The organism is Pseudemcibacter aquimaris, assembly GCF_028869115.1.
Taxonomy (GTDB): Bacteria; Pseudomonadota; Alphaproteobacteria; order Sphingomonadales; family Emcibacteraceae; genus Pseudemcibacter; species Pseudemcibacter aquimaris.
On the sequence record NZ_CP079800.1, the window covers coordinates 3,175,007 to 3,200,627 of the forward strand.

Sequence of the window (25,621 nt, forward strand, 5' to 3'; positions counted from 1 at the left end):
TATAATTACTATATAGATTATTTCCCCAATTAATTGTATTACAACAAAATTGATTCATTAATTTATTTTGGGGAAAGTAGGATACATGAGCCTAACCCACTTGGAACGGCTGGAAGCCGAAAGTATACATATTATTCGCGAAGTCGCCGCTACAAGCGAAAATCCGGTGATGCTTTATAGCGTCGGCAAAGATAGTGCCGTAATGCTTCATCTTGCGCTTAAGGCCTTCGCCCCTGGTACACTACCTTTTCCTGTGCTTCATGTGGATACCACGTGGAAGTTTAAAGAAATGATCGCTTTCCGGGATCAAATGGTGAAAGACAATGACTTAAATCTACTTGTTCATACGAACCCGGATGGTATAACAAAAGGGATTGGGCCCTTTACCCATGGTTCTGCCACACATACAGACATTATGAAAACGGTGGCCTTAAAACAGGCTCTTGATAAATATGGATTTGATGCTGCATTTGGTGGCGCACGCCGTGATGAAGAAAAATCTCGCGCCAAAGAACGCGTTTTCTCGTTCCGTTCCGCAGGGCACAGATGGGATCCAAAAAATCAACGTCCGGAACTTTGGAATATCTATAATAACCGCACCCAAAAAGGGGAAAGCGTACGCGTGTTCCCGCTTTCAAACTGGACAGAGCTTGATATCTGGCAATATATCCATCTGGAAAATATTCCGATTGTCCCACTTTATTTTGCCGCCAAACGTCCCGTCGTCGAAAGGGATGGCCAACTTATCATGGTTGATGATGACCGCATGCCCATTCATGAGGACGAAAAAGTTGAGCACAGAACCGTACGTTTCAGAACGCTCGGTTGTTACCCACTTACCGGCGCCGTGGAAAGTGAGGCAAATACATTAGAAGCCATCATTCAGGAAATGCTACTCACCAAAACATCCGAACGACAAGGTCGTGTGATTGATAATGATACTGGTGCCTCTATGGAGCAAAAGAAGCAGGAGGGGTATTTCTAATGTCACATCAATCCGATCTTATTGAAAAAGATATCTCTGCTTACCTTAAATCTCACGAAGAAAAAGGTTTTTTACGTTTCATCACATGTGGTTCTGTCGATGACGGAAAATCAACACTTATTGGCCGCCTGTTATATGACAGCAAAATGATCTTTGAAGATCAGTTATCAGCCCTTGAAAATGACAGTAAAAAACAAGGCACCCAAGGGCAAGAAATTGACTTTGCGCTATTGGTAGATGGCCTTGCGGCCGAACGTGAGCAAGGCATTACTATCGATGTCGCCTACCGTTTCTTTTCGACGGAGACCCGAAAATTTATTGTTGCTGATACACCCGGTCATGAACAATATACCCGTAATATGGCAACGGGGGCTTCGACGGCCGATCTTGCAATTTTGATGATTGATGCCCGAAAAGGCATTCTAACACAAACAAGAAGGCACAGTTTTATCGTAAGCCTGCTTGGTATTAAAAATGTAGTCCTTGCCATCAATAAAATGGATTTGGTAGGCTATGATCAAAATACCTTTGATCAAATTGAGCAAGACTACCGCATTTTTGCCGAAGAACTTGGATTTGAAAGCATCACTTCAATCCCGCTTTCTGCATTGATGGGTGATAATATTTTGGAACTTTCCCAAAATACCCCGTGGTATAAAGGAACAACTTTACTTGAATTTCTGGAAACTGTGGAAATACACAAACAGGATAATGAAAAACCGTTTAGATTTCCTGTACAATGGGTAAACAGGCCTAACCTTGATTTTAGAGGGTTTAGCGGCACTGTCGCTGGTGGCACCATAAATATTGGTGATGAGATCATCGCCCTGCCCAATGCCAAAACAAGTAAAATCAGCCGAATTATAGGAGCGAACGGCGATCAAGACACAGCCCAATGTGATGAGGCCATTACTCTTTGTCTTGAAGATGAAATTGATATTTCACGCGGTGATGTAATTGCCAAAGTAAATGAACGACCGGAAACAACCGATCAATTCCAGGCTCATATTATCTGGATGCATGAAGAACAGTTGCTCCCGGGCCGCCCATATTTGATTAAAACCAATAATAAAACCACCGAAGGCATGATTTCCGACCTTAAACATAAGGTCAATGTTAATACACTTGATCATGAAAGCGGTAAAGTGCTTGAACTTAACGAAGTCGGTCTCGTGAATATCAATCTCGCGGAACCAATAGCATTTGATCCTTACGCACAAAATAAATCGATGGGCAGTTTTATCATAATTGATAAATTCACCAACGCGACGGTGGCCTGCGGCATGATTAATTTCGGCCTTCGCCGCGCCAGTAACGTTCATTGGCAAGCGGTTGACGTTGATAAGGAAACACGAGCAAAACAAAAACGCCAACAAGCCAAAATATTATGGTTTACCGGTCTTTCTGGGTCAGGAAAATCAACCATCGCCAACTTGGTTGAGAAAAAACTCCATGCCTTGGGCAAACACACATATTTACTTGATGGCGATAACGTCCGTCATGGCCTCAATCAGGATCTCGGCTTTACCGATGCGGACCGTGTAGAAAACATCAGACGCATAGGCGAAGTTTCAAAATTGATGGTTGATGCCGGACTTATTGTATTGACAGCATTTATTTCACCCTTTAAAGCTGAACGTCGCATGGTACGCGAAATGGTACAAGAGGGGGAATTCATCGAAATTTTTGTCGACACACCACTTGAAGTATGTGAACAAAGAGACATAAAAGGCCTTTATAAAAAAGCTCGTTCAGGAAACCTTAAGAATTTCACGGGTATAGATAGCCCATACGAAATTCCGGAAACCGCCGAAATTCATGTAAATACTGTTGATTATACGGCGGATGAAGCAGCGGAATATATTGTTGGGAAATTAATTACATAAAAATAAGAAGAAAAATATGAGAAATTTTGCCCTTATCGGCGCAGCGGGGTATATCGCACCCCGACATATGAAGGCCATAAAAGAAACTGGTAATAATCTTGTGGCTGCACTTGATAAAAATGATTCTGTAGGCATTATTGACAGCCATTTTCCGGAAGCTGATTTCTTTGTCGAATATGAAAGGTTTGATCGCCATATTGATCTATTAAAAAGAAAAGGCACAAAAATTGATTATGTGAGCATTGCATCTCCAAACTACCTACATGATAGTCACATTCGCTTTGCATTAAAACATGATGCTCATGCAATTTGTGAAAAACCTCTTGTGCTTAATCCTCATAACATCGATGCTTTAAAAGTCGTGCAAGATGAAACAGGAAAGAACATTTATAATATTCTTCAACTGCGACTACATCCAAGCATTATTGCTTTAAAACAGAAAGTTGAAGAACAAGTGGCAAAAGATCCCACAAAAGTTTTTGACGTTGATTTGACATATCTTACGAGCCGAGGGCATTGGTATTTCACTTCTTGGAAAGGTGCCGAAGATAAATCAGGGGGCATTGCTACAAATATTGGCGTACATTTTTATGATATGCTCGGTTGGATATTTGGCAACGTAAAGAACAACCAATCCCACCTAAAACAAGCCGATGCAAATGCGGGATATCTAGAATTTAAACACGCCAGAGTAAGATGGTTCTTATCGGTTAACTACGATTATATTCCTGATGATATTAAAAAAACTGGTATGCGCACATATCGTTCGATTACAGTTGATGGTGAAGAGATTGAGTTTTCCGGTGGTTTCACAGACCTACATACATTAAGTTATCAAGATATTCTTGATGGTGGCGGCTTCGGGCTTGAAGAAGCAAGAAAAAGTATTGAAATTGTTAGCAATATTAGAAAACAAAACGCAATCCAAAACACTGAATTAGAACATCCATTCGTAAAGAAAGTTGGATAATGGCAGATTATTTTGCCCACGATAGCGCAATTATTGATGAAGGTGCACAAATCGGGAACAATTCTCGTATCTGGCACTTTGTTCATGTATGTAGCGGCGCAAAAATTGGCTCAAGCGTCTCACTAGGTCAGAATGTATTTGTGGGCAACAAAGTTACAATTGGTGATAATTGTAAAATACAAAATAATGTTTCCGTCTATGACAATGTAACTCTAGAAAACGAGGTTTTTTGCGGCCCAAGCATGGTTTTTACCAATGTTTATAACCCTAGATCAGGCATTGAACGCAAAGACGAATATAAAGATACTCTTATTAAAAAAGGAACGACATTAGGCGCCAACGCAACCATTGTGTGTGGGGTAACCATAGGTGAATATGCGTTTATTGGCGCAGGCGCTGTCATCAACAAAGATGTAAAACCGTATGCCCTTATGGTGGGTGTGCCCGCAAAACAAATTGGCTGGATGAGTGAGTATGGAGAACAACTCGATCTACCCCTCAAAGGAAAAGGAAAAACAACTTGTCCCCATTCAAATGAAGTATATATTCTTAACGGCGCATCATTAAGCAAGGGGGACTGATGCAATTTATCGACTTACAGGCGCAATATAAGCATTTAAAAAGCAAAATTGATGCTCGCATACAAACAGTTCTGGACCATGGTAAGTATATTTTGGGACCGGAAGTTTTTGAATTTGAAGAAAAACTCGCCGATTATGTTGGCGTCAAGCACGCTATTAGTTGTGCCAATGGCACAGACGCCCTTCAACTCGCTCTCATGGCCATGAAAATCGGGCCAGGAGATGCTGTTTTTTGCCCAACATTCACTTTCTTTGCGAGCGCCGAGGCAATTGCCTTTGTTGGTGCGACGCCAATTTTTGTTGATAGTGATGAGGTCACGTATAACATATGCCCACAAGATCTGGAAAAACGAATTGTTGCCGCACAAGAAAATGGGAAATATAACCTCAAAGCCATCATGGCAGTTGATTTATTTGGCTTGCCCGCCAGTTACCTGCAAATCCAAAAAATCGCTGATCAATATAATTTATTACTTATCGAAGATGCAGCGCAAGGGTTTGGTGGCTCTATTAATGGTCAAAAAGCAGGATCGTTCGGTAACATCGCCACCACAAGTTTCTTTCCCGCAAAACCACTAGGGTGTTATGGTGATGGTGGCGCGATTTTTACAAATAATGATAACTATGCACAGCTCATTAAATCTTTAAGAGTGCACGGTAAAGGCACCAATAAATATGACAATATCAGAATAGGAATGAATAGCCGTCTGGATACGATACAAGCGGCAATACTTCTAGAAAAATTATCGTTTTTCCCAGATGAATTAATCGCGCGTCAAAATGCCGCTGAAAAATATAATAAAGAATTATCTATGTATAATGATATTGTTACACCTTATGTACCAAAAGGCTACGCCAGCAGTTGGGCACAATATACAATAAAATCCGATAATCGGGATAGTTATAGGAACAAATATAAGGAAAAAGGTATCCCCACGGTTATTTATTATGAAACATGCATGCATCAGCAAACTGTTTTTAAAGATTTAAGAAATAATTCTGACAACTTCCCATGTGCAGAAGACTTAAGTAAATCTGTATTCAGCTTACCCATGCATGGGTATTTGGATAAATAACAGTGATAATACTATCGGATAAGATTAAATACATTAGTACTCTTGTCTCCGGGACAGCATTAAGTCAATTAATCAGCATAATTTCCACTTTTATACTTGCGCGTATTTATACTCCCGAAAGTTTTGGTGTTTTCGGGTCCGCGTTAGCAATATGTACAATAATGTCAGTTATGATTGGTCTAAAATATGAACTAACGGTCATATTTCCAAAAACCGAAAGGGTGGCAAGCCTTGCCTCCGCTTTATCTGTGTTAGTTGTACTTTTCCTATCTCTAGCCGCTTTTCTTCTACTGACTTTTGTCAGTTATTTACATTTAATAAACCTAGATTTTCCAGTAATCACTTATATAACCATTACTGCCTTATTGGCATTTGAACAAATAAGTATGAACTGGCTTGTTAGGACAAAATCTTTCAAAATAATTGCTTATATTGCTATCTTAAAAACAACATCCATTGCTGTATTACAAATTCTACTAAGTGATATGACAATAGGTCTTTGGTATGGATATCTTCTAGGAAACTTAATAGCATCTTTCTTTTATCTTCTTTTTACATTTCGATCACTTGTAAGCGGCATTCATGCTATTAGCTTAAATAGAATTTCCTATTTCCTAACAAGAAATAAGAAATTCCCAAAATATAGTTTACCTGCTGGTGCTTTAAATTCGTTCGGAAATCAAATTCCCATCTTATTAATTCGATCTCTTTTTGGAGAGCAGTACGCAGGTTACTTCTTACTTATCAGAAAACTAATTTTAGCTCCGGTCATTTTGATTTCAACAAATATAAACAAAGTTTTATCGCAAGATGTTACTAAACGTATCGCTCAAAATAAACTGTATTTAAAAAGTGTACTATACTATATTCGACTCTCTGCTATTTTGTCTTTAATCACTTTTACATTCATAGTTATATTCTTATATAACAATGGCATAGCTATAATTATGGGAGAAAATTGGAATGAAGCTGTAGCTTTAGCATATATTTTATTACCCTTTGCAATTTTTTCATTTATAGCACGAAGCGTAAGTAGATTTGCAATTTATGGCAAAAATGAATGGGGCCTATACTATCAATGTATATTTGCCATAATGAGTACCTTAAGTATTTATTTATGCTCGCTAATAACTTCAGACCTTAAACTGGTAATGTCTTGTTATTCACTAATTATGAGCCTTATATATATAACCCAAATATTTATGGTAATAAATGTTGCCAAAAATCACTATAATAAATTTGTATAATAATTTGAGATGTAAATTTACTTTGTTAATGTAGACTTCGAATACTGGAATATAAGTAGAAAGAATTATGAAAAAAATCATAAAAATTATACTACGACAATTGTGCTTGCTTATGTTTCCTGAATTGAAAACTGCACCTGAAAACATTCCAATTTTAACGACATTAAAATGTGCGGTTATTCAAAAAATATTTCGTGTAAATGCTCATGTACCATGGCCAGTTCATTGGACCTCACAAATTAGACAGCCTTCAAAGATTAAACGTGGAACAAGATTCCCTGGATTATCACTGAATTGCTACATAGATGCAAGGAATGGGGTGCTGATTGGGAAAAATACTTGGATTGGACCACGTGTCTCTTTAATTTCAATGAATCATGATATTGAGAACTTTAATAACTATATTAAGAATACCCCAATTATTGTAGGAGATAATTGTTGGATAGCAACCAATGCCACAATACTTCCAGGCGTAGAGTTAGGCGATCATACAATAGTTGCAGCAGGAGCCGTAGTGAATAAGTCTTTCCCGAAAGGAAATCAAATCATAGGAGGTGTACCCGCGAAATTAATACAAGAAATAAATCCATACAACCCTACAGAAGAAGAAGAACAAGTTTGATTTAAATATCAGAAAGTATTTTGCATATTTTCTCTATGTCTTTTTCTGATAAATTTTGATGAATTGGAACGTCTATCCAATTTTTACTGGCCGTACTTGCAATCAAATGCTTAGAAGAATCCTTATCTTCAATGATATATGGCCAATTATATACGCCTGCTCTAATTTCGTTTTTATTGAATTGATTAATTATATTGTCTAATTTTCTGTTAGACTTAATACCTAATTTAAGTTTCAAAAATGAGGGTTCGATATCTGGAGACATATACCAAGATTCCCCCTTATAATGACTTAGGATGAATTCAGCATTCGAATTTCGAATTTTCTTTATTTTATCAAAATTTGAAAGAGACCATTGACCAAGTTCTGATTGTATGAGACCGATTGTTTCTAATGGCATCAGCTTATACTTCCAATAACTATGAAAAAGCTTTTTATATATACGATAAATTAATGTTCCACTATATTTTTGGCCTTGATTTCGCTTTATCAACCATTTTTTATGGAAACGAAGTTGTTCCAACTCTTCCTCTATTGTTGGCAGGTTATAATTAGAAACTACATTTCTTGTAAATTGATCCGAGTTATTTACAATCGATATACCACCCCAACATAATGAAATTGGTTTATCATAATTAAAACTAAATATTGCGGCATCACCAATAGTGCCAACTATTTCATTGCCTATTTTGCCTCCTAAAGTATGAGCACAATCTTCGATTATACTTACGTTATATTTTTCACAGTCGGCTTTAATATCTGAAAAATCTACAGGAATTCCAAATAAATGAGTTACAATCAGTATGCTAATATCATCATGGATTAATTCGGAAACTTCTGACCAATCAATTTTGCCGGGAATTCCGGAAAAATCATAAGTGCTAATTTTATACCCACTTTTAATTATAGCATTTTTTACTTTGTTACATGTAAAAGCTGATACTAGCACTGTTTTTCGATCATCATTTCTTTTCTTTAAAAGAGTTTCTAGTGCATTGGATCCACTGGAATGCAATTCAATTTTTGTGTTTTCTATATTATGATAATCTGAAAAACACGATATAAAATTTTCTCTAGCATCTTTAGATGCGCACTTAACAAAATCGTCTAATTGTGATTGCTCCCAATAATTCTCAACAGTATCAATCATTTTTCGAGTAACCAACCATTACTTTATAAATATCTTCATCTATTCGAATATTTGTTCGTCTGGGGAAATTATTAGGTATATTATATTCTCTCCTTGCAACCTTTGTTCCATTTTTCTCTAAAAATTTCTGTAAATTAGCAATAACTTTTTCAGGATTTTCACAGAGATCTTCGTAAAGTATATTAAATACTTCTTCTTGATTTACGCCCATTTTGACTAGATCTTCATGTACTATGCTATTCAAACCCCGTATTTGTTCAATAACTTGTTTTCCAGGATGACATGATTTCAAATCATTACGGTCTGGCACTTCAACTGACCACCATGTATTATAATCGTTGTATACTTTATATCTGGTTTCCAAGAGAGAGTGACCATTATCAATCTCAGATCGTTCTAAAAAAACAAACAAACTTTCAGGTAAATATTTTTTAATTGGTTGTATCCGAACAGTTTCATACATATTCTTAAAAATTAGAGGTTTTTGCGCTGCATTTATCATTAAAGATACGGATCTACGAAATTTTTTCATATCATTCTCATTAGCATCAGCCAATGAGATGTATGATGGACTTTTTCTGAAGAATCTATACCACCAATTTCCTGCCTCAGATGGGGAATGAGAACCTTTAGTACGCCCATGATTTGATGTAAAAGATATATTGTCGATATTATTAGTTGGATTAAAAAATTTTTCTACTACAAAAGGCATACCAAAATATTTAGCATGCCTATTCGTCATGTAGCTCAGTTCTAATGCTTGTACGATTAACTGTATCGTCAAAGTACTGCCTGATCGAGGAGCTCCAACTATAAATATTGGTGGGAACTTTAATTTTTTATTTCCCGAGAATGTAAGCTTTTCAACTAAGCAGAATATATATTTATTACAGTAATATAAAATCTTATTTATATATTTTACAGGATTTAAATATTTTGATTTCATAGAATGGTACCAGTTCATCATCTATTAGTTCACTATTAGATTCTTTCTCGGTTTTTTAGAAAATCTAATATTCTATTCTTAAACGCAGAATCTCCTGTCGTCCTAAATTGAGTGTATTTTTCTTCTACTTTATATTGGGTTATATTTTTAAGTAATCTATTAGCTGTTTTCCATTCGGTAATATTTTGTGGATTAAGGTTACCGGAATCAATTTCTGTATGAATTTTTAATCCATTGTGTTCATTAAATGAAACCCAATTTAAATAGCATTGTTTAATCCGATGGTTAAATTTTTGAAAATCTGCATCTTTATAAACATCATTAATATTTTTTTCCTTTAACTCGTCCCAAGAAATATGTGGAAGACATAAATAATCAACCAACTCATAAGTTCTCATATCCCAAGGGACCAAAACTGAAGCAACACCTTGAATTAATGCGCATATATTTGCATGAAGTCTGCCAGATAAAACTCTTTTCTGATTACCAATTAAAGAGTACCAATCGGAATAATTAATAGGGAATGTGGAATTACTTCCAACTGAATTAATTAAATTTTGAGAAGCATCTTGTATAGATACACCAAATACATTTGCAATTTTTGATACAATTGTATCAGGAGCATTTCCTTTAAATAATTCTTCGTCAAAAACATCCTGCCCAATATAATTATATTTTTCATTATTTTGCATCAGTGCCGCTGCTAAAGCCCAATGAAAAGGGACACCTGTTTCATTGTCACTTGCTTCCAAAGAATAATCATAATCCAGCATTCCTTGCGAATATATGGTAGGGCACCCAATTGGAGCACAAGAGTTAAAGCCATGTTTATGCAAATAAAAAGCAGATAAATCTCCTCTTACCCCAATATAAGTATCATCCACACTACACATTTCCAACAATCTAATAATACTTGGATGTAATTTATAGTTAATACAATACTTTCCGCCAGCATCCACTCCACCCGAAACAAAGAAAGGTTTAATGTCTAGCTTTTCCAGAAAAGATACAAGTAAAGAAAGATCTCTACTAGGCCCTAATTGACTAGCAGTGGCAATGACACATTGAGAATAAGTATTTCTGAGTTCGTCAAAATCGTGTTCTGCATTTATGTCAATATAATCACCATCAAAAATTTTCATTATTGATTGTGTTATAAATGCTGCACCGTGATTTGTAGAATATAGTTTCTCATTTTCAGCATAATTATTTGACTGATCACTATAAATATATTCTGGCGTTAGTCCAATAACCATTGTTTTTGACATAAAAGTATCCTTAAATATGTGGAATTATTAAATATTTAGTGCTTTAATATACTTTATACTAAATGATAATTTGTAAATATTGAATCATTAAATATAGTTACTTGAAAATATTGTAAGTTATGAATTTTAAAGAGAAATATAGACTCCTTTGTGAACAAGAGCGTTCAATCCCATTATTTAGCCAGCCATGGTGGCTTGACAGTGTATGCGGAGAGAAAAATTGGGACGTTTGCCTCGTAGAAAAATCAGATCAAATTTTAGCGACAATGCCATATTATATTATCCCAAAAAAAGGTTTTCGAATGATATCGATGCCTCCTATAACACAGTCACTAGGACCTTGGATTTCTGATAGTGAAGCAAAATATGCGAAAAAATTAGGCCGAGAGAACAGTTTAATCGAAGATTTATTCGATCAATTACCTCCACATGATAATATCAAAATAAATTGGCACCACAAATTATCAAATTGGTTAAGTTTATATTGGCGCGGATATCAGCAAACAACTCGTTATACCTACATCATAAATAATTTACAGAATCAGAATTATCTTGATAATTTCAGTTCCAGTTATCGAAATAAAATAAACAAAGCCCGAAAACTTGTATGCGTTAAAGAAAACTTGGACATAGGCCAATTTTATCAAATTAATACTAAAACATTTACGCGCCAGTCTATAAGCACCCCTTATTCTTTTGAATTCTTGAAAAAACATGATGCAATATTAACTGCCCACAATGCTCGAAAAATATTTTATGCGGAAGATCCGGAAGGTAATATACATTCTGCGCTTTATTTAACATGGGACAATTATACGGCATACGTTCATTTAGTGGGAGAAGATCCCGATTTTAGAAAAAGCGGTGCTGGGATCTTGCTGATTGCGGAAGCTATAAAATATACTAAAGAGATACTTAAGTTGGATAGTTTCGATTTTGAAGGAAGTATGCTTAAAAATGTAGAACTTGTTAGACGCGGTTGCGGGGGTATTCAAACTCCGTACTTTGCTATTTCAAAAACTAATTCGAGACTTATTAAGTGCTATCAATTTGTAAAAACACTTCTGAAATAAAATGATAAAAATTCGTTGCTCTAAATCACTTGAAACTGAAAAAAAATATATATTTGACGTAGTTATAAAAGAATTTCTAGGCCTCGAGTACAAAATTGAATTTACGAACGAAGTAAAAACAATCGAATTGACTATTAATACAAAGATATTATTTCTAGACTCTACTTTTTGGAAATTAGCAAAAGAAGATTATCTGAACGAAAATTTATTGCCGGATGTTAAATTTACTGAAAACCCGTATACAATAGAACATGATATACCAATACTTTTCGGCCATGAAATTATCGAAAGATCAGAGAACGCTATAAATTGTGGATTAGATATATTTGGTTCATGTTTTTTTATGCTCAGTCGTATGGAAGAAGCAATTATAAATGAACGTGATCATCATAACCGTTTTGCCGGCAGTACATCAATTGCCTATAAATATAATTTTTTAGATCGTCCGATAGTTGATGAATATGTCGAGATGCTATGGAATATGATTTCTCAATTAGATCCGACATTAAAAAGATCAAAACCTAAGCCTACGCTTTTTATTACCTGTGACGTAGATTTTCCTTATGATTCAGCATTACATTCAATTAAAAAAACAGCACGAAAATCTGTTGGAGACCTTATTAAACGTAAAAACTTCAAATCCTTTTTCGAAACATGGAAAAATTATTTTTTCTATAAATTATCTCTAGAAACAGATGATGAAATATATGACAATTTATACTGGATTATGGACCAAAATGAAGCTATTGGAAACAAAGTTGCGTTTTACTTTATCCCATATTCTACAGATAAAAAAGATAATCCAGTAGATTTCAGTTCATCTAAAATGTGCCGCTTATTAAATGATATTCATCATCGAGGCCACGAGATAGGAATTCATCCTGGATATAATTGTTTTAACAACGAACACAACTTTAAAATATCATTTAATAAGCTGAAAGAAACTTTGGCAAAATTGAATATTAACCAACCCATTATTGGCGGAAGAATGCATTATTTAAGGTGGAATAATTTCACAACACCCCAATTATGGGAACAATGTGAACTTCAGTATGATTCTAGTTTATCTTTTGCAGATCTAGCAGGGTTTCGGTGCGGCACTTCCAAAGAATTTTCAATGTTTGATCTCAAAAACAGACAGAAACTTAACCTAAAACAAAGGCCTTTGATAACAATGGATTGTACCATCATAGAGGACAGATATGAAGGATTAGGTTATAGCAATCATGCCTTTGATCGTTTTTTCTACTTCAAAAACAAATGTAAACAGTATAATGGACAATATGTTCTACTATGGCACAATAACTTCTTTAAAAACAGAAAAGATAAAGAATTATACATTAATTTAATAAATAACAATCTGTGATTAGAAATGAAGCTTTTTATATTGTGCATATGACACCATAACAATTATCGATATAAACCCAAAAAGTAGCCCCATAAATGCCCCAATAGCTAAATTAAGTGGCATTATTGGGAAACGAGTTGTAGCAATTCCTGCTGGGTCAATAACTCTAAAAACAGATTCTTTTTGCGCACTGAGTAAAGCTTTTTGTTGAATCGCATTCGTCATTAAATTAACTATAGATACCTTAATATCACTGATGCTTTCTTCAGCGTATCGTTCTCTATAAAACTGAATTTTACGTTCTGCTTCTTGAGATAAATATTCTTTCATATATTCATTAATACTATTGACATAATTTGTAGCCCAAATGACCGCTTTTGATGGTTCATTAGCAAAAACTGAGAATGATATAGTGCTACTATTTTCATCAATCTCTACTAATATATTATTAGCTATCCAATATCGAGCTAGCTTATTAAGCTCTGTATATTTTTGTTCCTCAGTCAAATTATCCCATTCAATCTCTTCTCCTCTCTGAGCAGAAATATCATTCATAATTTTCTGTGAAAGAATAAACTTTTTAGCAAATTCACGTGTATTCATAATCGTAGTGGCTTCCATCCAAGCTGGTATTTCTGTAGAAATACTTGAATTGCCCAATAATGAACTCACTGCACCAAGACCAGAAGCTTTTCCCTCTTCCCCTAGTTGGGAAACTGGCATTAAAGTAATATTTGCTTCATATTTTGACGGAAGAGTAATTGAAACCAAATATGCTAAAAGTATGAAACTAAACACTATACCTAAAAATACTATAATATTCTTTTTTACAGCCTCTAAAATATTAAAAATATTTAAGGTTATAATTCCTTCATTCATCCCAACCCTCCTGCATATTTTTTTGCTTGGATAATAAGTTTGTAGCCGTCACAAGTGCTAATAACAACCAAAATAATGAAAATCGGAATCCTTGATGAGTCATACTGTAAGCAAATACCGGAATAAAAGGAATAGCTGTTTCAAATCCGCGTTTTTGTATGTTGCGTAAGAAAATTAGCATAAATATTGAAATTCCCAATGGCCCATAACTAAAAAATAACATTCCAAGTGTTGAATGGATTTCACTATCTTTCATAATGCCTATTAAATTCTCGAATCTATAGTATCCGCCTTCAGCATTTCCAAACCATATATAATCCGGATATGTCCACAATCTTTCAAATCCTCTACCTTCAATATTATCATCGTTACTGCTACCTATTGAGGCTATTCTATCAATCACATTTGATACTTGCTCAACTTCTGATGCAAAAATAACTAATCCGATTAAACTGGCGATAAACAAAACAATCACAATTGGATTGCGAGAATTATAAATAAGATATAACAAGACGATCGATATCATAGCCGCTTTGGACAATGATAATCCAGCAGCAATTAAGACAAAAGCTGCAAAAAATACCTTCAGAATAAAAGAGACCTGCATTTTCTGAGATAAATATAAAAACATCGCAGCGGATAAAACCGACCAATAGCCTAACTGATTAGGGTTATTAAAAAATAATTCTTGTCGTTTAAATTCGGCAAATGAGATCGGTAATAAAAGTATCTGTAAAAGAACCGCTATTGTTACTGACCAGAATATGAATTGTAAGGCATTCTCATTATTTTCAATTATATGTAAAACAATCATAAATAACATTAAATTTAGAAGGAAAAATAATATCGGCATTGTTATGCTTAGATCCGATAGTAAAATCGCCCATACTCCGCTCACTAAAGAAATAATTACTAACAACAACAATAATAATATAGAAATATCAATATTAACTATCCTTAATCCGACAGGATGAATTAATACATTTAAGGCCAATATCACCAGTACGAGATCTGCTATTTGTGGATTACCACTTGGGAAAAAATAAAAGGGTTTTAATATGATATAGATCCCTAATAATATAAGTGGCACATTACTCTTTTTTTCTAAAATTTTAGAGTTCATTATTATAGTTCTCTATAGATATTTATGGTTGAGCATAATAAATCATACTTATATTAAAATGACGCAATTAATCGTCCGCGATATTAAGTTTACATTAGATATATACATATCTATATTCAGCAAGAAAAGAAACAGTTTAAGAGTCAATTTATCTTCCCCAATTTAAGGCACTGTAATATGGATATTATAACTATTGTAGGCGCTCGGCCTCAATTCGTTAAAGCGGCAACAGTTAGTCGAGCAATTCAGAAATATAATACCAGACATGAAAACTCAATATCAGAAAAAATCATACATACTGGTCAACATTATGATGCCAATATGAGTGATATTTTCTTTAATGAAATGGATATACCAAGGCCCTCATTTACGCTTGGAATTGGTGGCGGTAGTCATGGATCAATGACTGGTCGTCAATTAGAGAAAATTGAAGAAATACTCCTTGAAGAAAAACCCGATTATGTATTGGTTTATGGAGACACAAATTCTACTTTAGCTGGAGCCTTAGCAGCCAAGAAAATTCACATACCTGTAATCCATGTAGAGTCAGGATTAAGAAGTTTTAACATGCAGATGCCCGAAGAAATTAACAGAATTTTGACCGATCAAATCAGCAATATTTTATTTTGCCCAACAGAAACAGCTGTTAATAATTTGATGAATGAAGGCTTCTCCGACAAAAATTGCCACATTTATAATGTTGGCGATGTTATGTTTGACGCAGCCATGTATTATTCTTCAAAAAGCATTAAACCAGCGCCAATGAATATTAAAGAAGATAATTTTGCTCTAGCGACTATTCATAGAGCGGAAAATACTGATAATCTCGACAACTTAAAAAATATTGTCGAAGCGCTAAATGAAATTAATAAAAATATACCCGTAATATGCCCTCTTCATCCAAGAACCAGGAAAATCCTCTCAAAAAATAAATTAGCTACAAATTTTAAAATTCTTGATCCTGTAGGCTATTTTGAAATGATATGGCTGTTACAGAAATGCAGTATTGTTTTGACAGATAGTGGCGGATTGCAAAAAGAAGCATATTTTTTTCATAAACCCTGCGTGACATTAAGAGAGCAGACTGAGTGGATAGAACTAGTAGAAATTAAGGCAAATAAGTTAGCGGGTTCTGACTATAAAATGATCGTAACTCATACAGATGATCTGTTAAAAGCTCGAATAAATTTTCAAGAAAAATTGTATGGTTCAGCAAATGCTGCAGAAATCATTATTGACAAAATCATTGGATAATATAGGACATCATATTCATGAAAATACTTTTTGTGACATATCGGTTTCCTCCATATAATTCCAGTGGAGCGGTTCGTTGCGGGAAAATGGCAAAATATTTATTGGAATTAGGCAATGATGTTAAAATTTTAACATGTAATAACCAACCCTTACCAGATTCATTACAACTTGAAGTCCCAGAAGAAAATGTAATTTATTCAGATTGGTGGAACATTAATGCACCAGTGGAGTTTATACTGGGAGGTAGAAAAAAAGTTGCGGCTAAAGGATTACATGCTGTTGCGAACAAACCTACATTGAAAAGTCGAGTAATAAAAACATTGGGGCAACTCTATAAAAATATACTTCATGTGCCTGACGCACAAATTGGATGGAAAAATAATGCCGTAAAAGCAGGAATGCAGTTAGTTTCAAATTGGAGGCCTGATATTATATACGCTAGCGCTATGCCAATAACGTCTTTCCTAGTCGCAAAGAAAATATCAGAAAAATCCAATATCCCTTGGGTAGGAGAACTGAGAGATTTATGGACTGATAGTCCGTACTATACTAATCCGGGATGGAAAAAATGGTATGAGAAGATTTGGGAAAAGTCATTATTTTCAAAAGCCATCGGATTGACAACAATTACTGAGCATTCAGTTTGCCAGCTTCAAGAAAAATATAATTGTCCTATTGAATTAATTCTAAATGGTTATGACCCGATTGATTTTCAGATATCTGAGAGTCAATCATTATATCCTCCCAACTCATTTATATCTGAAGGTATAAACATTCTATATGCTGGAATGATTTATCCAGGAAAACGAGATCCCGAACCTTTATTGAAGGCTGTTTATAATTTACCCGAACATTATAAATCAAAAATAAAAATTCATTTCTATGGCACTCAACTTGATAGTGTGATTAAACAAGTTGATGAATTACAACTTGAAGATAGTGTAAATTTTTCCACACCAATCCCTTATCAAGAAATATTAAATTTACAAAAATTAAGCGACATACTTTTATTATTAATGTGGGATAACCCTAAAGAAATAGGAACTTTCACAGGAAAGTTTTTTGAGTATATAGGTGCCAGAAGACCCATAATATGTATTGGGGGAGATAATAGTCCGCCTGCACAATTGATCAACGAAAGAAACCTAGGTTACATTTCAAATAATGTGGAAGAATTAGTAAAAATTTTAATACGGTTAATCGATGAAAAATCTTTAAAGGGATATATAGAAAAAACACCCTCTGATTCAGGAGTAGGATTAACAAGAAAAGAACAAGCAATTAAATTATCTCAATTTTTAGAAAAACTAATTAAATGAAAAAAATCGTTGTTCTTGGAAGCCTAGCATTATCATTAACGAATTTTCGTTATCAAATGCTTGAAACTATGGTTAAATGTGGCTTTGAAGTAATTGCATGCGCACCACATGCTAGTAATGACATTATAAAAAAGTTAGAATTAATAGGTGTCAAATATAGACATGTTGCCCTTGAAAACACAGGCCTTAACCCATTTAAAGATGTTTTGAACTGTTGGAAAATGTCCCGAACATTCAAAAACATCAACCCTGATTATATTTTAAGTTATACAATGAAACCTGTCATTTATGGTTCATTAGCCGCCCGTATAGCCGGGATTAACAATATATATTCCATGATAACGGGGCTAGGATATGGCTTTACGAGCAGTACAGTTAAAGCAAAAATTGTAGGCTTTATTATGAGTAACCTGCTTAGAATAGCCTTATATTTCAATAACAGTGTATTTTTTCAGAACCCCGATGATATCAAGTTTTTCAAGAAAAGAGCTATTTTAAAAGATACCCGTAAAATCAAGCTAATCAATGGGTCTGGAGTAAATCTTGATTTTTATAAAAAAACGCCGTTACCTGCAAAACCATCCTTTTTATTAATCGCAAGGCTGATAAAGGACAAAGGTATCAATGAATATGTGAACGCGGCCAGAATAGTAAAAAAACAATTTCCCGATATAAAGTTTAATCTAGCAGGTTGGATTGATAATAATCCATCTTCCATAACCAAAGAAACATTGGACTTATGGACGAAAGAAGGAATTATCGATTTTCTGGGTATGTTAGATGACGTAAGACCTGCTATTCAAAATTGTTCTGTTTACGTATTACCCTCTTATAGAGAAGGCACGCCAAGAACTGTTTTAGAGGCTATGTCAATTGGCCGAGCAATTATTACTACTGACGCACCAGGGTGCCGAGAAACTGTAAAAGATGGTGAGAATGGTTTTTTAGTACCGGTAAAGGATCATTTATATTTGGCGGACAAAATGATAGAATTAATTAATTCACCGAACAAATTATTCGAAATGTCTGAAAAATCATATATTCTAGCGACAGATAAATACGATGTTCATAAAGTGAACGCGATGATAATGAAGAACATGGGATTGGAACAAGTTTAAATGAAAATAGCTATTTTTGGAGCATCTGGTTTTGGAAGAGAAGTGGCAGATATCTGCCATATAATTGGTTATGATGAAATCGTTTTTCTTGTAAAAGATGAAAATGAAACATGTAGCTGGCCTAATAAAGTATATATAGATAACTCAGAAAATGTAGAATATTTACAAAATGAAAATTTTAAATTTGCATTAGGGATTGGTGAACCAAATGTAAGACAAATTGTAGTAAACAAATACCCTAATTTAGATTATCCACCTATAATTCATCCTTCAGCAACATTTGGTACAAATCAGTTGAAAATTGCTCAACAAGCAAAAGGAGCAATCATCACTGCTGGTTGTAGACTTACAAATAACATACAAATAGGCGATTTTATAATCTTGAATCTCAATACCACTGTTGGGCACGATGTGACCCTAGAAAAATTTGTTTCTGTTATGCCAAACGTTAATATCTCAGGAAATGTAAACGTTCTTGCCAAAGCTTATTTAGGAACTAGCAGCACAATCCTTCAAGGTGGAAATCAAAAGAAACTTACAATAGGAAAAAATGCGGTTGTTGGAGCAGGTGCAGTTGTGACAAAAGATGTTCCCGATAATATCACAGTAGTTGGCGTACCCGCAAAACCTTTAAAAAAATAAAAATCATTGCCCCATCTTACTGGTATCAATATTAGGTATTTTGGGGAAAACCTTATATAGCAAATTGCTTCTTGGAGATATAATTACCCAAGCCGTAATCATTATCAATAAAATATCTTTCAAAAAAGAATGATTCTCGACATACCATTTCTCGAGATCAACTTTCGCAGGGATCACCTCATTTTTAAAAGTATGATCAGCATCTTTCGCTTTTGTTAAAATACCTTCTTCATCTCTAAAAATAATTGAGCCAACGCCTGTAACCCCGGGTGTCACTTTATTCAGTACCTCTTCATATTCTTTGGGATAATGCTCATGTATACTTACCATTTGCGGTCTTGGACCAACAAAACTCATATTTCCAATCAGAATATCCCAGAATTGAGGAAGCTCATTTATTTTTGTCTTACGAAGAAATTTACCTAAAGGAAGTACCCTTGGGTCATCTCTTAATGTAATGCCACCGGTACCCATATTCGGACTATTTTTTAACATAGTCGCAAATTTCGTTATCTTGAAAGGTTTATTTCCTTTGCCCATTCTTTCCTGACAATAGAAAACTTCGCCTTCACCGGTGAAGCGAAGTATCAAAATGATGGGGATAAAAACAGGCAATAATATAATTAAAGCCAACAATGAGAAGACAATATCAAATAGTCTTTTTAACATGCTATCTATTTCTCAATTTTCTCAACAAGGCGCCTATTCCTTTTGTATCTGGATCACCATAATGAATAAGCAGTGTTCTTCTTATCTTATTATTTTCAAAAGGTAAATTACAATGCAACGTTGTTAAGCCGTTAAAAACAAGATTTTCAAATGAACCAATATCCATCACATTTAAATTACCCGTAGATTCCAGCTTCCTAAAATTTGAACGTAAATACCATCTATAAAATATACTACCATAAAATAGTTTTTGAATTATGTTTATAATTCCACTTTTCGGAAAAGAACGCTTTCTTGGCAATACTAATAATTCACCTTGTTTATATTTTTCGCCTTTTGGCACTTCTATCGGCACCACTATTGTTACTAAATGAGAATCAAAATGTGAACGAAAAGATTCATTAATAGAAGTAGGATTTACTACTCGGGATACAATGTAAGGTTCTTGCTTTTCAAGTTTATCCCCCCACACATTTTCAGCTATCGAATGCAATTTTTCTATTAATTCTTCTTTATTATTATGTTTCCAAAATAAATTAATCGTTTCAGCGCTTGTGGAATACGTTCTCTGCTCTTCAGGTTCCAGATTTTTTATCTCATCTGGTAGGATATATAAATCCTCGGCATTCAGCATGTAACCAACGTTCGTTAAAGCAGTTGCTATGGAATCATTCATACGTGTCACCATTATTTTATTTTTCTATATCATAATCATACATATCTAAATCAAAATATAATTACTTGATATCGATCAACTAGTTATACAATTAATTATTTAGATGCCTTCCCAATGATTTTTTCAATCATCTGACACGTAGCGTCTATCTCATTTATTGTTAATGTAGGATGAATAAGAAACATTAAAGAAATCAACCCCAGTTCTCTCGCTATCGGCAGTGGTTCAACAGGACGCAACCCTTTTTTTACAAACGCTTCTTCATTGTATATTTCTGAACAACTACCAACATAACAAGGTATACCATTTTTCCAAAATTCGTCTTGAATGCGGTCACGATCCCAGCCTTCTATAAGCTCTTTCGTATTTACATAAGTATAATATTTATATCTAGCATGCTCAATATAATCAGGAATATCCTGTTTTATGAGCGCAGGATATTTGGAAACCACGTGGTCCAATTTATTTGCATATTCTTGTCTTCTGTTTATCCATTCAGGTAAAAGCTTTAATTGTATTCGGCCAATTGCTGCCTGCATTTCTGTCATTCTGAAGTTTGTCCCAAAACTTTCTGCGAGCCACCTAAACCCTGGCGGATGATCACGATTGTAAACAGCATCATAACTTTTGCCATGATCTTTATAAGCCCACGCTTTTTTCCATAATTCTTCATCATTAGTGATAAGCATTCCACCTTCACCACCAGTGGTCATAATTTTATCCTGACAGAATGAAAATGCGCCAAAATGTCCAATGCTTCCAACTGGGCGTCCTTTATATTTTGCACCATGTGCTTGAGCACAATCTTCAATAACATAAAGATTATATTTTTCTGCTAATGACAGAATGTCATCCATTTCACAGGGCATACCTGCTAAATGCACGGGAATAATTGCTTTGGTGTTTGACGTTATGACGGCTTCAATGGTTTCGGCGGATATGTTCCCACTATCGAAATCTACATCTGCAAATACAGGTTTTGCGCCTCTAGTCACAACACAGCTTGCGCTCGCCATAAATGTTCGCGGCGTAGTTATAACCTCATCACCATCTCCCACACCTAATGCCTCAAGTGCAAGTTCCAACGCTGCCGTACCATTTGTTAGCGAAATAGCATATTTAGCATCAAAAAGCTCCGCAAACTCTAGTTCAAATAGCTTACACTCTTCACCAGTCCAATAATTCACCATTCCAGACTGCAAGACCGTTGAAACAGCATCTAGTTCCATCTGGCTAAAAGAGGGCCATGGAGAATTTACTTTCATTTTTGTCATTTACAATTCCATTTGCCATGCAAAATTAATTGTGAAATTATCATCATTATTCACAGGAGTATTTACTCCATTATCCATGTAGCGTCCTTGAACTAAAAACTTCCCAAGTTTTGTAGGTGCAATTAACATTACATTAAAACTATTAATTTTTTCGCGGTTAGTACTTAGTATATTACGATGATTATCTTCGCTATTAACCAATATGTTTTGATATTTTATTCCAAATTCAATTCCGTTCCGCCTAACTATACTACTTTTAACCGAAAAATACTGGCTATTACTATCAAGGGAATGTCCTATTACTTGATTATAATATCTATATCCTGTCTTATATAAATGATGATTATACATTGTCCCTTTAAAACGGTGTCCATAAAACCATCTTTGAGACCCCATGGTATCAGAAGCCTCTAATGTGACATTCCATCTATCACCCTCAACACCCCATGATCCATTGAAGTTCATTCCCACTAATCTGGAATATTTGAACGGCAAAAATATATGAATATCTTCTGCTGTGCCTTCTGCGTAAATTTTAGTATCTATTTTATCCGTTAAATTAAAAGAATATGATAGTGCTATTTGCGCTAATTGATTGCCGGGCTGCTCACTTATTTCACCAGTATTATCCAGATCCCCTACTGCTATTAAGCCATTGGCCCATTGCTTAAAGCCACATGGCCTGTCCTGACCACAAAGCATCAGTGATCTTGCGAGACCCACTTCAAAATTATCAATTGGTTCAAAATTAAGACGCATGCCAACAAAAATTGGTTCAGGAATATGCCTGTTTTCATCCATTTTACTTATAAACACTTCCGCATCCCACGGCCCCATCCAATTGATCCATTTTGTTTGAAACGGCTGCGACGTTACTCTGCGTATGCCAATTGATGGCATTGGTTTGGCATTGGTGCTTAAGAGTGTGGTTGTTTCCTGACCCGGCCCCCACCAGCGGTCAACCGCACCAACATAAGCAGACCAATTACCAAATTCTTGTGAAATATAACTATTATCAAGATTAAAATCTTCGGTATCAAAAACGCGCCCCTCTATATGGATACTGGTATTATCAAGATTAAGTTCTACCGCGCCTTCAAACTCGGCTTTTGATCTCGGCTCGTCTTCAAAGCCTCTAAAAAATTGAACCTGATTTGCATAAGATGCTTTTGCTTTTGCATTCACCTTATTAGGGATTTTATCCCTGACCCGGTCTAATGCCCGCTGCACATAAGCCGGCAACGTCATGCTGTCGGCTTTATAAAAACCGCTTGTAATTTGTTTCCAAGACATTGGCCAGCTATTGACTGGACCAGAAATCAATCCGTGATGAGCGAGTAATTCTACGTCTGATCTTAATTGACTATCCCCGGGACTTGCCCAAGGGGAAGCATAAGCAGAAGTAAGTAATAAAGAAGCACCGATGGATGCAGATACTAAAATAGATTTTAATTTATTCATTAGATTTGATCCCACCCATCATCATTTTTTAATGCTGCATTCTTATCTATAAATCATTAAAACATCAATAAATTAATGGATATCAAACGAATGTTTACCATTTTCTATTGATCCGTTATAGTCTTTCCAATCAATAAAACCGGGAGAAAATAATGAACATCATTCGTGTTTTTCTGGCTCTTGTGATTTCGGTAACGACCGTAACCATCGCTAGCGCACAGGATTATTCAAAATATAGCGAAGAGGCACTACGTGAGATATTAAATGAAATCGCTGTGGTGGAAACCAAGGTTCTAATGCCAATGCGCGATGGCGTGGGGCTATCCACAGATATTTACCGTCCGAAAAATGCGGATGGGCCAGTACCGACAATTTTTGTCAGAACGCCTTATAACATGAATGAGCTTGGTTTAAGGTCACTTCGCAGTGTCGTAGAGGCCGTCAGCCGCGGATACGCATACATTATGCAAAATGAACGCGGCAGATATTTTTCCGAAGGTGAATTTGAAATTCTGGGTTACCCACGTACAGACGGTTATGATGCGCTTGATTGGATTTCCGGTCAAAGCTGGTCCAATAACCGTGTCGGTACAATCGGATGTTCATCCACCGCTGAATGGCAGCTTGCGCTTGCAGCCATGAACCATCCAGCACATGCGGCGATGGTTCCACAAGCATCCGGCGCCGGCATTGGCCGCGTTGGTGAATTTTGGGAACACGGTAACTGGTACACCGGCGGCGTTCAACGCATCCTGTTTTTTGTATGGCTTTATGGCGTTGATAACCCACTACGTGCAGAGATTCCGGCGGGCTTAAGTCCAGAAATCCGCACACAGATCAGTAAATATAATGATCTATCCACCGATAAACCGGATGTGGACTGGGAAACACAGATCCGCCATCTGCCAATTCAGGACCTGCTGACAAGTATGGGTGAGCCGGAAGGCACATTCGAAGAATTTGTAAAACGCACACCGGTATCCGAAGGTTGGTTCGAAGGCGGCCTTTACCATGATAACGAAGCATGGGGCGTTCCTGGCCTTTGGTTTAATTCATGGTATGACGTTTCCATCGGCCCAAACATGACTTTGTTTAACATTGCACAGCAAAACGCCGTTGATGCAGAAACACGCGATAACCAATATGTGGTCGCCGCACCAAACGTGCATTGCCGTTTCACTGGCCTTGGCCCTGATTTCGTAAGTGGTGATCGTGATCTTGGTGACACCACATTTGATGATAGTGGCCTGATCTGGTCATGGTGGGATAAATGGCTTAAGGGCGACGAAGATGCATTCGATCCTGAAACACCACACGTGCAATATTACACAATGGGTTCAAACAAATGGCAAGGTGACGATCAATGGCCACCTGCCGCCGCGAAGGACGTCAAACTTTACCTAACATCCGGCGGTAATGCCAACAGCCTTTATGGTGATGGATCACTTACATTTGATAAACCGGACACTGGCACAGACAGCTATTATTACGACCCAATGAACCCGGTTCAAACCATCGGTGGTGGTGATTGTTGTAATGGTGGCCTTGTTACCGCTGGCGCATTCGACCAGCGCATCATCGAAGCCCGTAGCGACGTGCTTGTGTTCACAAGTGAACCATTGGAAGAACCAGTTGAGGTTTCCGGCTTCGTTGACGCGGTGCTGCATGTTTCATCAGACGCCAAAGACACTGATTTTGCCGTCAAACTTGTTGACGTGGCACCGGACGGTACATCATACATCATCGATGATACCATCATGCGCGCCCGTTACCGCGAAGGATACGACAAACAGGTGATGATGGAAGAAGGCGGCGTCTATAAAATCGATATGACACCAATGACCACAAGTAATGAATTTCAAAAAGGTCACCGCATCCGTGTCGAGGTCACATCATCAAATTTCCCGAAATTTGTGCGTAACCTGAATACCGGCGGCAACAATTATGATGAAAGCGAAGGCGTGATTGCCCACAACACAATCCACCATTCTGCGGATTATCCATCATATGTGGTACTGCCGATTGTTGAGAAGTAAAGACATAAAATAATGCCC

The 25,621-nt window shown here is 35.9% G+C and carries 23 protein-coding genes; 14 read left to right on the top strand and 9 right to left on the bottom strand.

Annotation, left to right across the window (positions count from 1 at the left end; translation table 11 throughout):
* Positions 1–85: 85 nt before the first annotated feature.
* The 7 genes from cysD (at position 86) to KW060_RS14945 (ending at position 7,367) form a co-directional block, all read left to right on the top strand.
* Positions 86–985, top strand: a complete 900-nt coding sequence (gene cysD / locus KW060_RS14915; RefSeq protein ID WP_249036227.1) for a sulfate adenylyltransferase subunit CysD — start codon at positions 86–88, stop codon at positions 983–985.
* On the top strand, positions 985–2,871 hold the full coding sequence (cysN, locus tag KW060_RS14920; RefSeq protein WP_249036228.1) for a sulfate adenylyltransferase subunit CysN: 1,887 nt from the start codon (positions 985–987) through the stop codon (positions 2,869–2,871). The genes cysD and cysN overlap by 1 nt, the downstream gene beginning before the upstream one ends.
* 16 nt (positions 2,872–2,887) lie before the next feature.
* Positions 2,888–3,841, top strand: a complete 954-nt coding sequence (locus KW060_RS14925) for a Gfo/Idh/MocA family oxidoreductase (RefSeq protein ID WP_249036229.1) — start codon at positions 2,888–2,890, stop codon at positions 3,839–3,841.
* Entirely contained in the window at positions 3,841–4,422 is a 582-nt protein-coding gene (locus KW060_RS14930) for an acyltransferase (protein ID WP_249036230.1), read from the top strand. Before KW060_RS14925 ends, KW060_RS14930 begins: the two co-directional genes overlap by 1 nt.
* Positions 4,422–5,498: a DegT/DnrJ/EryC1/StrS family aminotransferase gene (locus KW060_RS14935; protein ID WP_249036231.1), complete on the top strand. Its 1,077-nt coding sequence runs from the start codon at positions 4,422–4,424 to the stop codon at positions 5,496–5,498. The genes KW060_RS14930 and KW060_RS14935 overlap by 1 nt, the downstream gene beginning before the upstream one ends.
* Before the next feature lie 2 nt (positions 5,499–5,500).
* Entirely contained in the window at positions 5,501–6,745 is a 1,245-nt protein-coding gene (locus tag KW060_RS14940) for an oligosaccharide flippase family protein (protein WP_249036232.1), read from the top strand.
* Positions 6,746–6,812: 67 nt separating this feature from the next.
* Positions 6,813–7,367: an acyltransferase gene (locus KW060_RS14945; RefSeq protein WP_249036233.1), complete on the top strand. Its 555-nt coding sequence runs from the start codon at positions 6,813–6,815 to the stop codon at positions 7,365–7,367.
* Between the two features lies 1 nt (position 7,368).
* Here KW060_RS14945 and KW060_RS14950 read toward each other — a convergent pair whose 3' ends face one another.
* From KW060_RS14950 to KW060_RS14960, 3 genes are read right to left on the bottom strand one after another with little or no spacing between them, the layout of a single operon-like run.
* Positions 7,369–8,517 (bottom strand): DegT/DnrJ/EryC1/StrS family aminotransferase, encoded by a 1,149-nt coding sequence (locus KW060_RS14950; RefSeq protein ID WP_249036234.1) that lies wholly within the window; start codon positions 8,515–8,517, stop codon positions 7,369–7,371.
* The gene (locus KW060_RS14955) at positions 8,510–9,463 is read right to left on the bottom strand and encodes a sulfotransferase (protein WP_249036235.1); all 954 of its coding nucleotides are present in this window, start codon (positions 9,461–9,463) and stop codon (positions 8,510–8,512) included. Before KW060_RS14955 ends, KW060_RS14950 begins: the two co-directional genes overlap by 8 nt.
* A gap of 35 nt (positions 9,464–9,498) precedes the next feature.
* Positions 9,499–10,731 (bottom strand): polysaccharide pyruvyl transferase family protein, encoded by a 1,233-nt coding sequence (locus KW060_RS14960; RefSeq protein WP_249036236.1) that lies wholly within the window; start codon positions 10,729–10,731, stop codon positions 9,499–9,501.
* Between the two features lie 119 nt (positions 10,732–10,850).
* Between KW060_RS14960 and KW060_RS14965 the strand changes: the two genes are divergently transcribed.
* A complete protein-coding gene (locus tag KW060_RS14965; RefSeq protein WP_249036237.1) occupies positions 10,851–11,804 on the top strand; it encodes a GNAT family N-acetyltransferase in 954 nt (317 codons plus the stop codon).
* 1 nt (position 11,805) lies between these two features.
* Complete coding sequence (locus KW060_RS14970) at positions 11,806–13,170, top strand: polysaccharide deacetylase family protein (RefSeq protein ID WP_249036238.1); 1,365 nt, start codon at positions 11,806–11,808, stop codon at positions 13,168–13,170.
* Here the strand turns inward: KW060_RS14970 and KW060_RS14975 are convergent, their stop codons facing one another.
* Together KW060_RS14975 and KW060_RS14980 are read right to left on the bottom strand one after the other, a co-directional pair.
* Positions 13,171–14,031, bottom strand: coding sequence for a Wzz/FepE/Etk N-terminal domain-containing protein (locus tag KW060_RS14975; protein ID WP_249036239.1), 861 nt, complete (start codon positions 14,029–14,031; stop codon positions 13,171–13,173).
* Entirely contained in the window at positions 14,024–15,154 is a 1,131-nt protein-coding gene (locus tag KW060_RS14980) for a hypothetical protein (protein ID WP_249036240.1), read from the bottom strand. Before KW060_RS14980 ends, KW060_RS14975 begins: the two co-directional genes overlap by 8 nt.
* 177 nt (positions 15,155–15,331) lie before the next feature.
* Here KW060_RS14980 and wecB point away from each other — a divergent pair, with 177 nt between their 5' ends.
* From wecB to KW060_RS15000, 4 genes are read left to right on the top strand one after another with little or no spacing between them, the layout of a single operon-like run.
* The gene (gene wecB, locus KW060_RS14985) at positions 15,332–16,408 is read left to right on the top strand and encodes a non-hydrolyzing UDP-N-acetylglucosamine 2-epimerase (protein WP_249036241.1); all 1,077 of its coding nucleotides are present in this window, start codon (positions 15,332–15,334) and stop codon (positions 16,406–16,408) included.
* 17 nt (positions 16,409–16,425) lie between these two features.
* Positions 16,426–17,727, top strand: a complete 1,302-nt coding sequence (locus KW060_RS14990) for a glycosyltransferase (protein ID WP_249036242.1) — start codon at positions 16,426–16,428, stop codon at positions 17,725–17,727.
* Positions 17,724–18,845, top strand: coding sequence for a glycosyltransferase family 4 protein (locus tag KW060_RS14995; RefSeq protein WP_249036243.1), 1,122 nt, complete (start codon positions 17,724–17,726; stop codon positions 18,843–18,845). Before KW060_RS14990 ends, KW060_RS14995 begins: the two co-directional genes overlap by 4 nt.
* Complete coding sequence (locus tag KW060_RS15000) at positions 18,846–19,487, top strand: acetyltransferase (protein WP_249036244.1); 642 nt, start codon at positions 18,846–18,848, stop codon at positions 19,485–19,487.
* A 3-nt stretch (positions 19,488–19,490) separates the two neighbouring features.
* Here KW060_RS15000 and KW060_RS15005 read toward each other — a convergent pair whose 3' ends face one another.
* The 4 genes from KW060_RS15005 to KW060_RS15020 all read right to left on the bottom strand — a co-directional run bounded on the left by KW060_RS15005 (position 19,491) and on the right by KW060_RS15020 (position 23,567).
* Positions 19,491–20,156 (bottom strand): sugar transferase, encoded by a 666-nt coding sequence (locus KW060_RS15005; protein ID WP_249036245.1) that lies wholly within the window; start codon positions 20,154–20,156, stop codon positions 19,491–19,493.
* A gap of 1 nt (position 20,157) precedes the next feature.
* On the bottom strand, positions 20,158–20,832 hold the full coding sequence (locus tag KW060_RS15010; RefSeq protein WP_249036246.1) for a hypothetical protein: 675 nt from the start codon (positions 20,830–20,832) through the stop codon (positions 20,158–20,160).
* 95 nt (positions 20,833–20,927) lie between these two features.
* Positions 20,928–22,097 carry a DegT/DnrJ/EryC1/StrS family aminotransferase gene (locus KW060_RS15015; protein WP_420833202.1) on the bottom strand — a complete coding sequence of 390 codons (1,170 nt, stop codon included), beginning with the start codon at positions 22,095–22,097 and terminating at the stop codon, positions 20,928–20,930.
* Positions 22,098–22,106: 9 nt separating this feature from the next.
* Entirely contained in the window at positions 22,107–23,567 is a 1,461-nt protein-coding gene (locus KW060_RS15020) for a capsule assembly Wzi family protein (RefSeq protein ID WP_249036248.1), read from the bottom strand.
* Between the two features lie 152 nt (positions 23,568–23,719).
* Between KW060_RS15020 and KW060_RS15025 the strand changes: the two genes are divergently transcribed.
* Complete coding sequence (locus KW060_RS15025) at positions 23,720–25,603, top strand: CocE/NonD family hydrolase (RefSeq protein ID WP_249036249.1); 1,884 nt, start codon at positions 23,720–23,722, stop codon at positions 25,601–25,603.
* Positions 25,604–25,621 lie beyond the last annotated feature (18 nt).

What these genes read in the sequence shown, in the direction of transcription:
- KW060_RS14965 (WP_249036237.1), top strand. Translation starts at nt 10,851, where the DNA reads ATGAATTTTAAAGAGAAATATAGACTCCTTTGTGAACAAGAGCGTTCA.
- wecB (WP_249036241.1), top strand. Translation starts at nt 15,332, where the DNA reads ATGGATATTATAACTATTGTAGGCGCTCGGCCTCAATTCGTTAAAGCG.
- KW060_RS14935 (WP_249036231.1), top strand. Translation starts at nt 4,422, where the DNA reads ATGCAATTTATCGACTTACAGGCGCAATATAAGCATTTAAAAAGCAAA.
- KW060_RS15010 (WP_249036246.1), bottom strand. Translation starts at nt 20,832, where the DNA reads ATGAATGATTCCATAGCAACTGCTTTAACGAACGTTGGTTACATGCTG.
- KW060_RS15020 (WP_249036248.1), bottom strand. Translation starts at nt 23,567, where the DNA reads ATGAATAAATTAAAATCTATTTTAGTATCTGCATCCATCGGTGCTTCT.
- KW060_RS15000 (WP_249036244.1), top strand. Translation starts at nt 18,846, where the DNA reads ATGAAAATAGCTATTTTTGGAGCATCTGGTTTTGGAAGAGAAGTGGCA.
- KW060_RS14960 (WP_249036236.1), bottom strand. Translation starts at nt 10,731, where the DNA reads ATGTCAAAAACAATGGTTATTGGACTAACGCCAGAATATATTTATAGT.
- KW060_RS14945 (WP_249036233.1), top strand. Translation starts at nt 6,813, where the DNA reads ATGAAAAAAATCATAAAAATTATACTACGACAATTGTGCTTGCTTATG.
- KW060_RS14930 (WP_249036230.1), top strand. Translation starts at nt 3,841, where the DNA reads ATGGCAGATTATTTTGCCCACGATAGCGCAATTATTGATGAAGGTGCA.
- KW060_RS14980 (WP_249036240.1), bottom strand. Translation starts at nt 15,154, where the DNA reads ATGAACTCTAAAATTTTAGAAAAAAAGAGTAATGTGCCACTTATATTA.
- KW060_RS14955 (WP_249036235.1), bottom strand. Translation starts at nt 9,463, where the DNA reads ATGAAATCAAAATATTTAAATCCTGTAAAATATATAAATAAGATTTTA.
- KW060_RS14975 (WP_249036239.1), bottom strand. Translation starts at nt 14,031, where the DNA reads ATGAATGAAGGAATTATAACCTTAAATATTTTTAATATTTTAGAGGCT.
- KW060_RS15025 (WP_249036249.1), top strand. Translation starts at nt 23,720, where the DNA reads ATGAACATCATTCGTGTTTTTCTGGCTCTTGTGATTTCGGTAACGACC.
- KW060_RS14970 (WP_249036238.1), top strand. Translation starts at nt 11,806, where the DNA reads ATGATAAAAATTCGTTGCTCTAAATCACTTGAAACTGAAAAAAAATAT.
- KW060_RS14990 (WP_249036242.1), top strand. Translation starts at nt 16,426, where the DNA reads ATGAAAATACTTTTTGTGACATATCGGTTTCCTCCATATAATTCCAGT.
- KW060_RS15005 (WP_249036245.1), bottom strand. Translation starts at nt 20,156, where the DNA reads ATGTTAAAAAGACTATTTGATATTGTCTTCTCATTGTTGGCTTTAATT.
- KW060_RS14995 (WP_249036243.1), top strand. Translation starts at nt 17,724, where the DNA reads ATGAAAAAAATCGTTGTTCTTGGAAGCCTAGCATTATCATTAACGAAT.
- KW060_RS14950 (WP_249036234.1), bottom strand. Translation starts at nt 8,517, where the DNA reads ATGATTGATACTGTTGAGAATTATTGGGAGCAATCACAATTAGACGAT.
- cysD (WP_249036227.1), top strand. Translation starts at nt 86, where the DNA reads ATGAGCCTAACCCACTTGGAACGGCTGGAAGCCGAAAGTATACATATT.
- cysN (WP_249036228.1), top strand. Translation starts at nt 985, where the DNA reads ATGTCACATCAATCCGATCTTATTGAAAAAGATATCTCTGCTTACCTT.
- KW060_RS15015 (WP_420833202.1), bottom strand. Translation starts at nt 22,097, where the DNA reads ATGAAAGTAAATTCTCCATGGCCCTCTTTTAGCCAGATGGAACTAGAT.
- KW060_RS14925 (WP_249036229.1), top strand. Translation starts at nt 2,888, where the DNA reads ATGAGAAATTTTGCCCTTATCGGCGCAGCGGGGTATATCGCACCCCGA.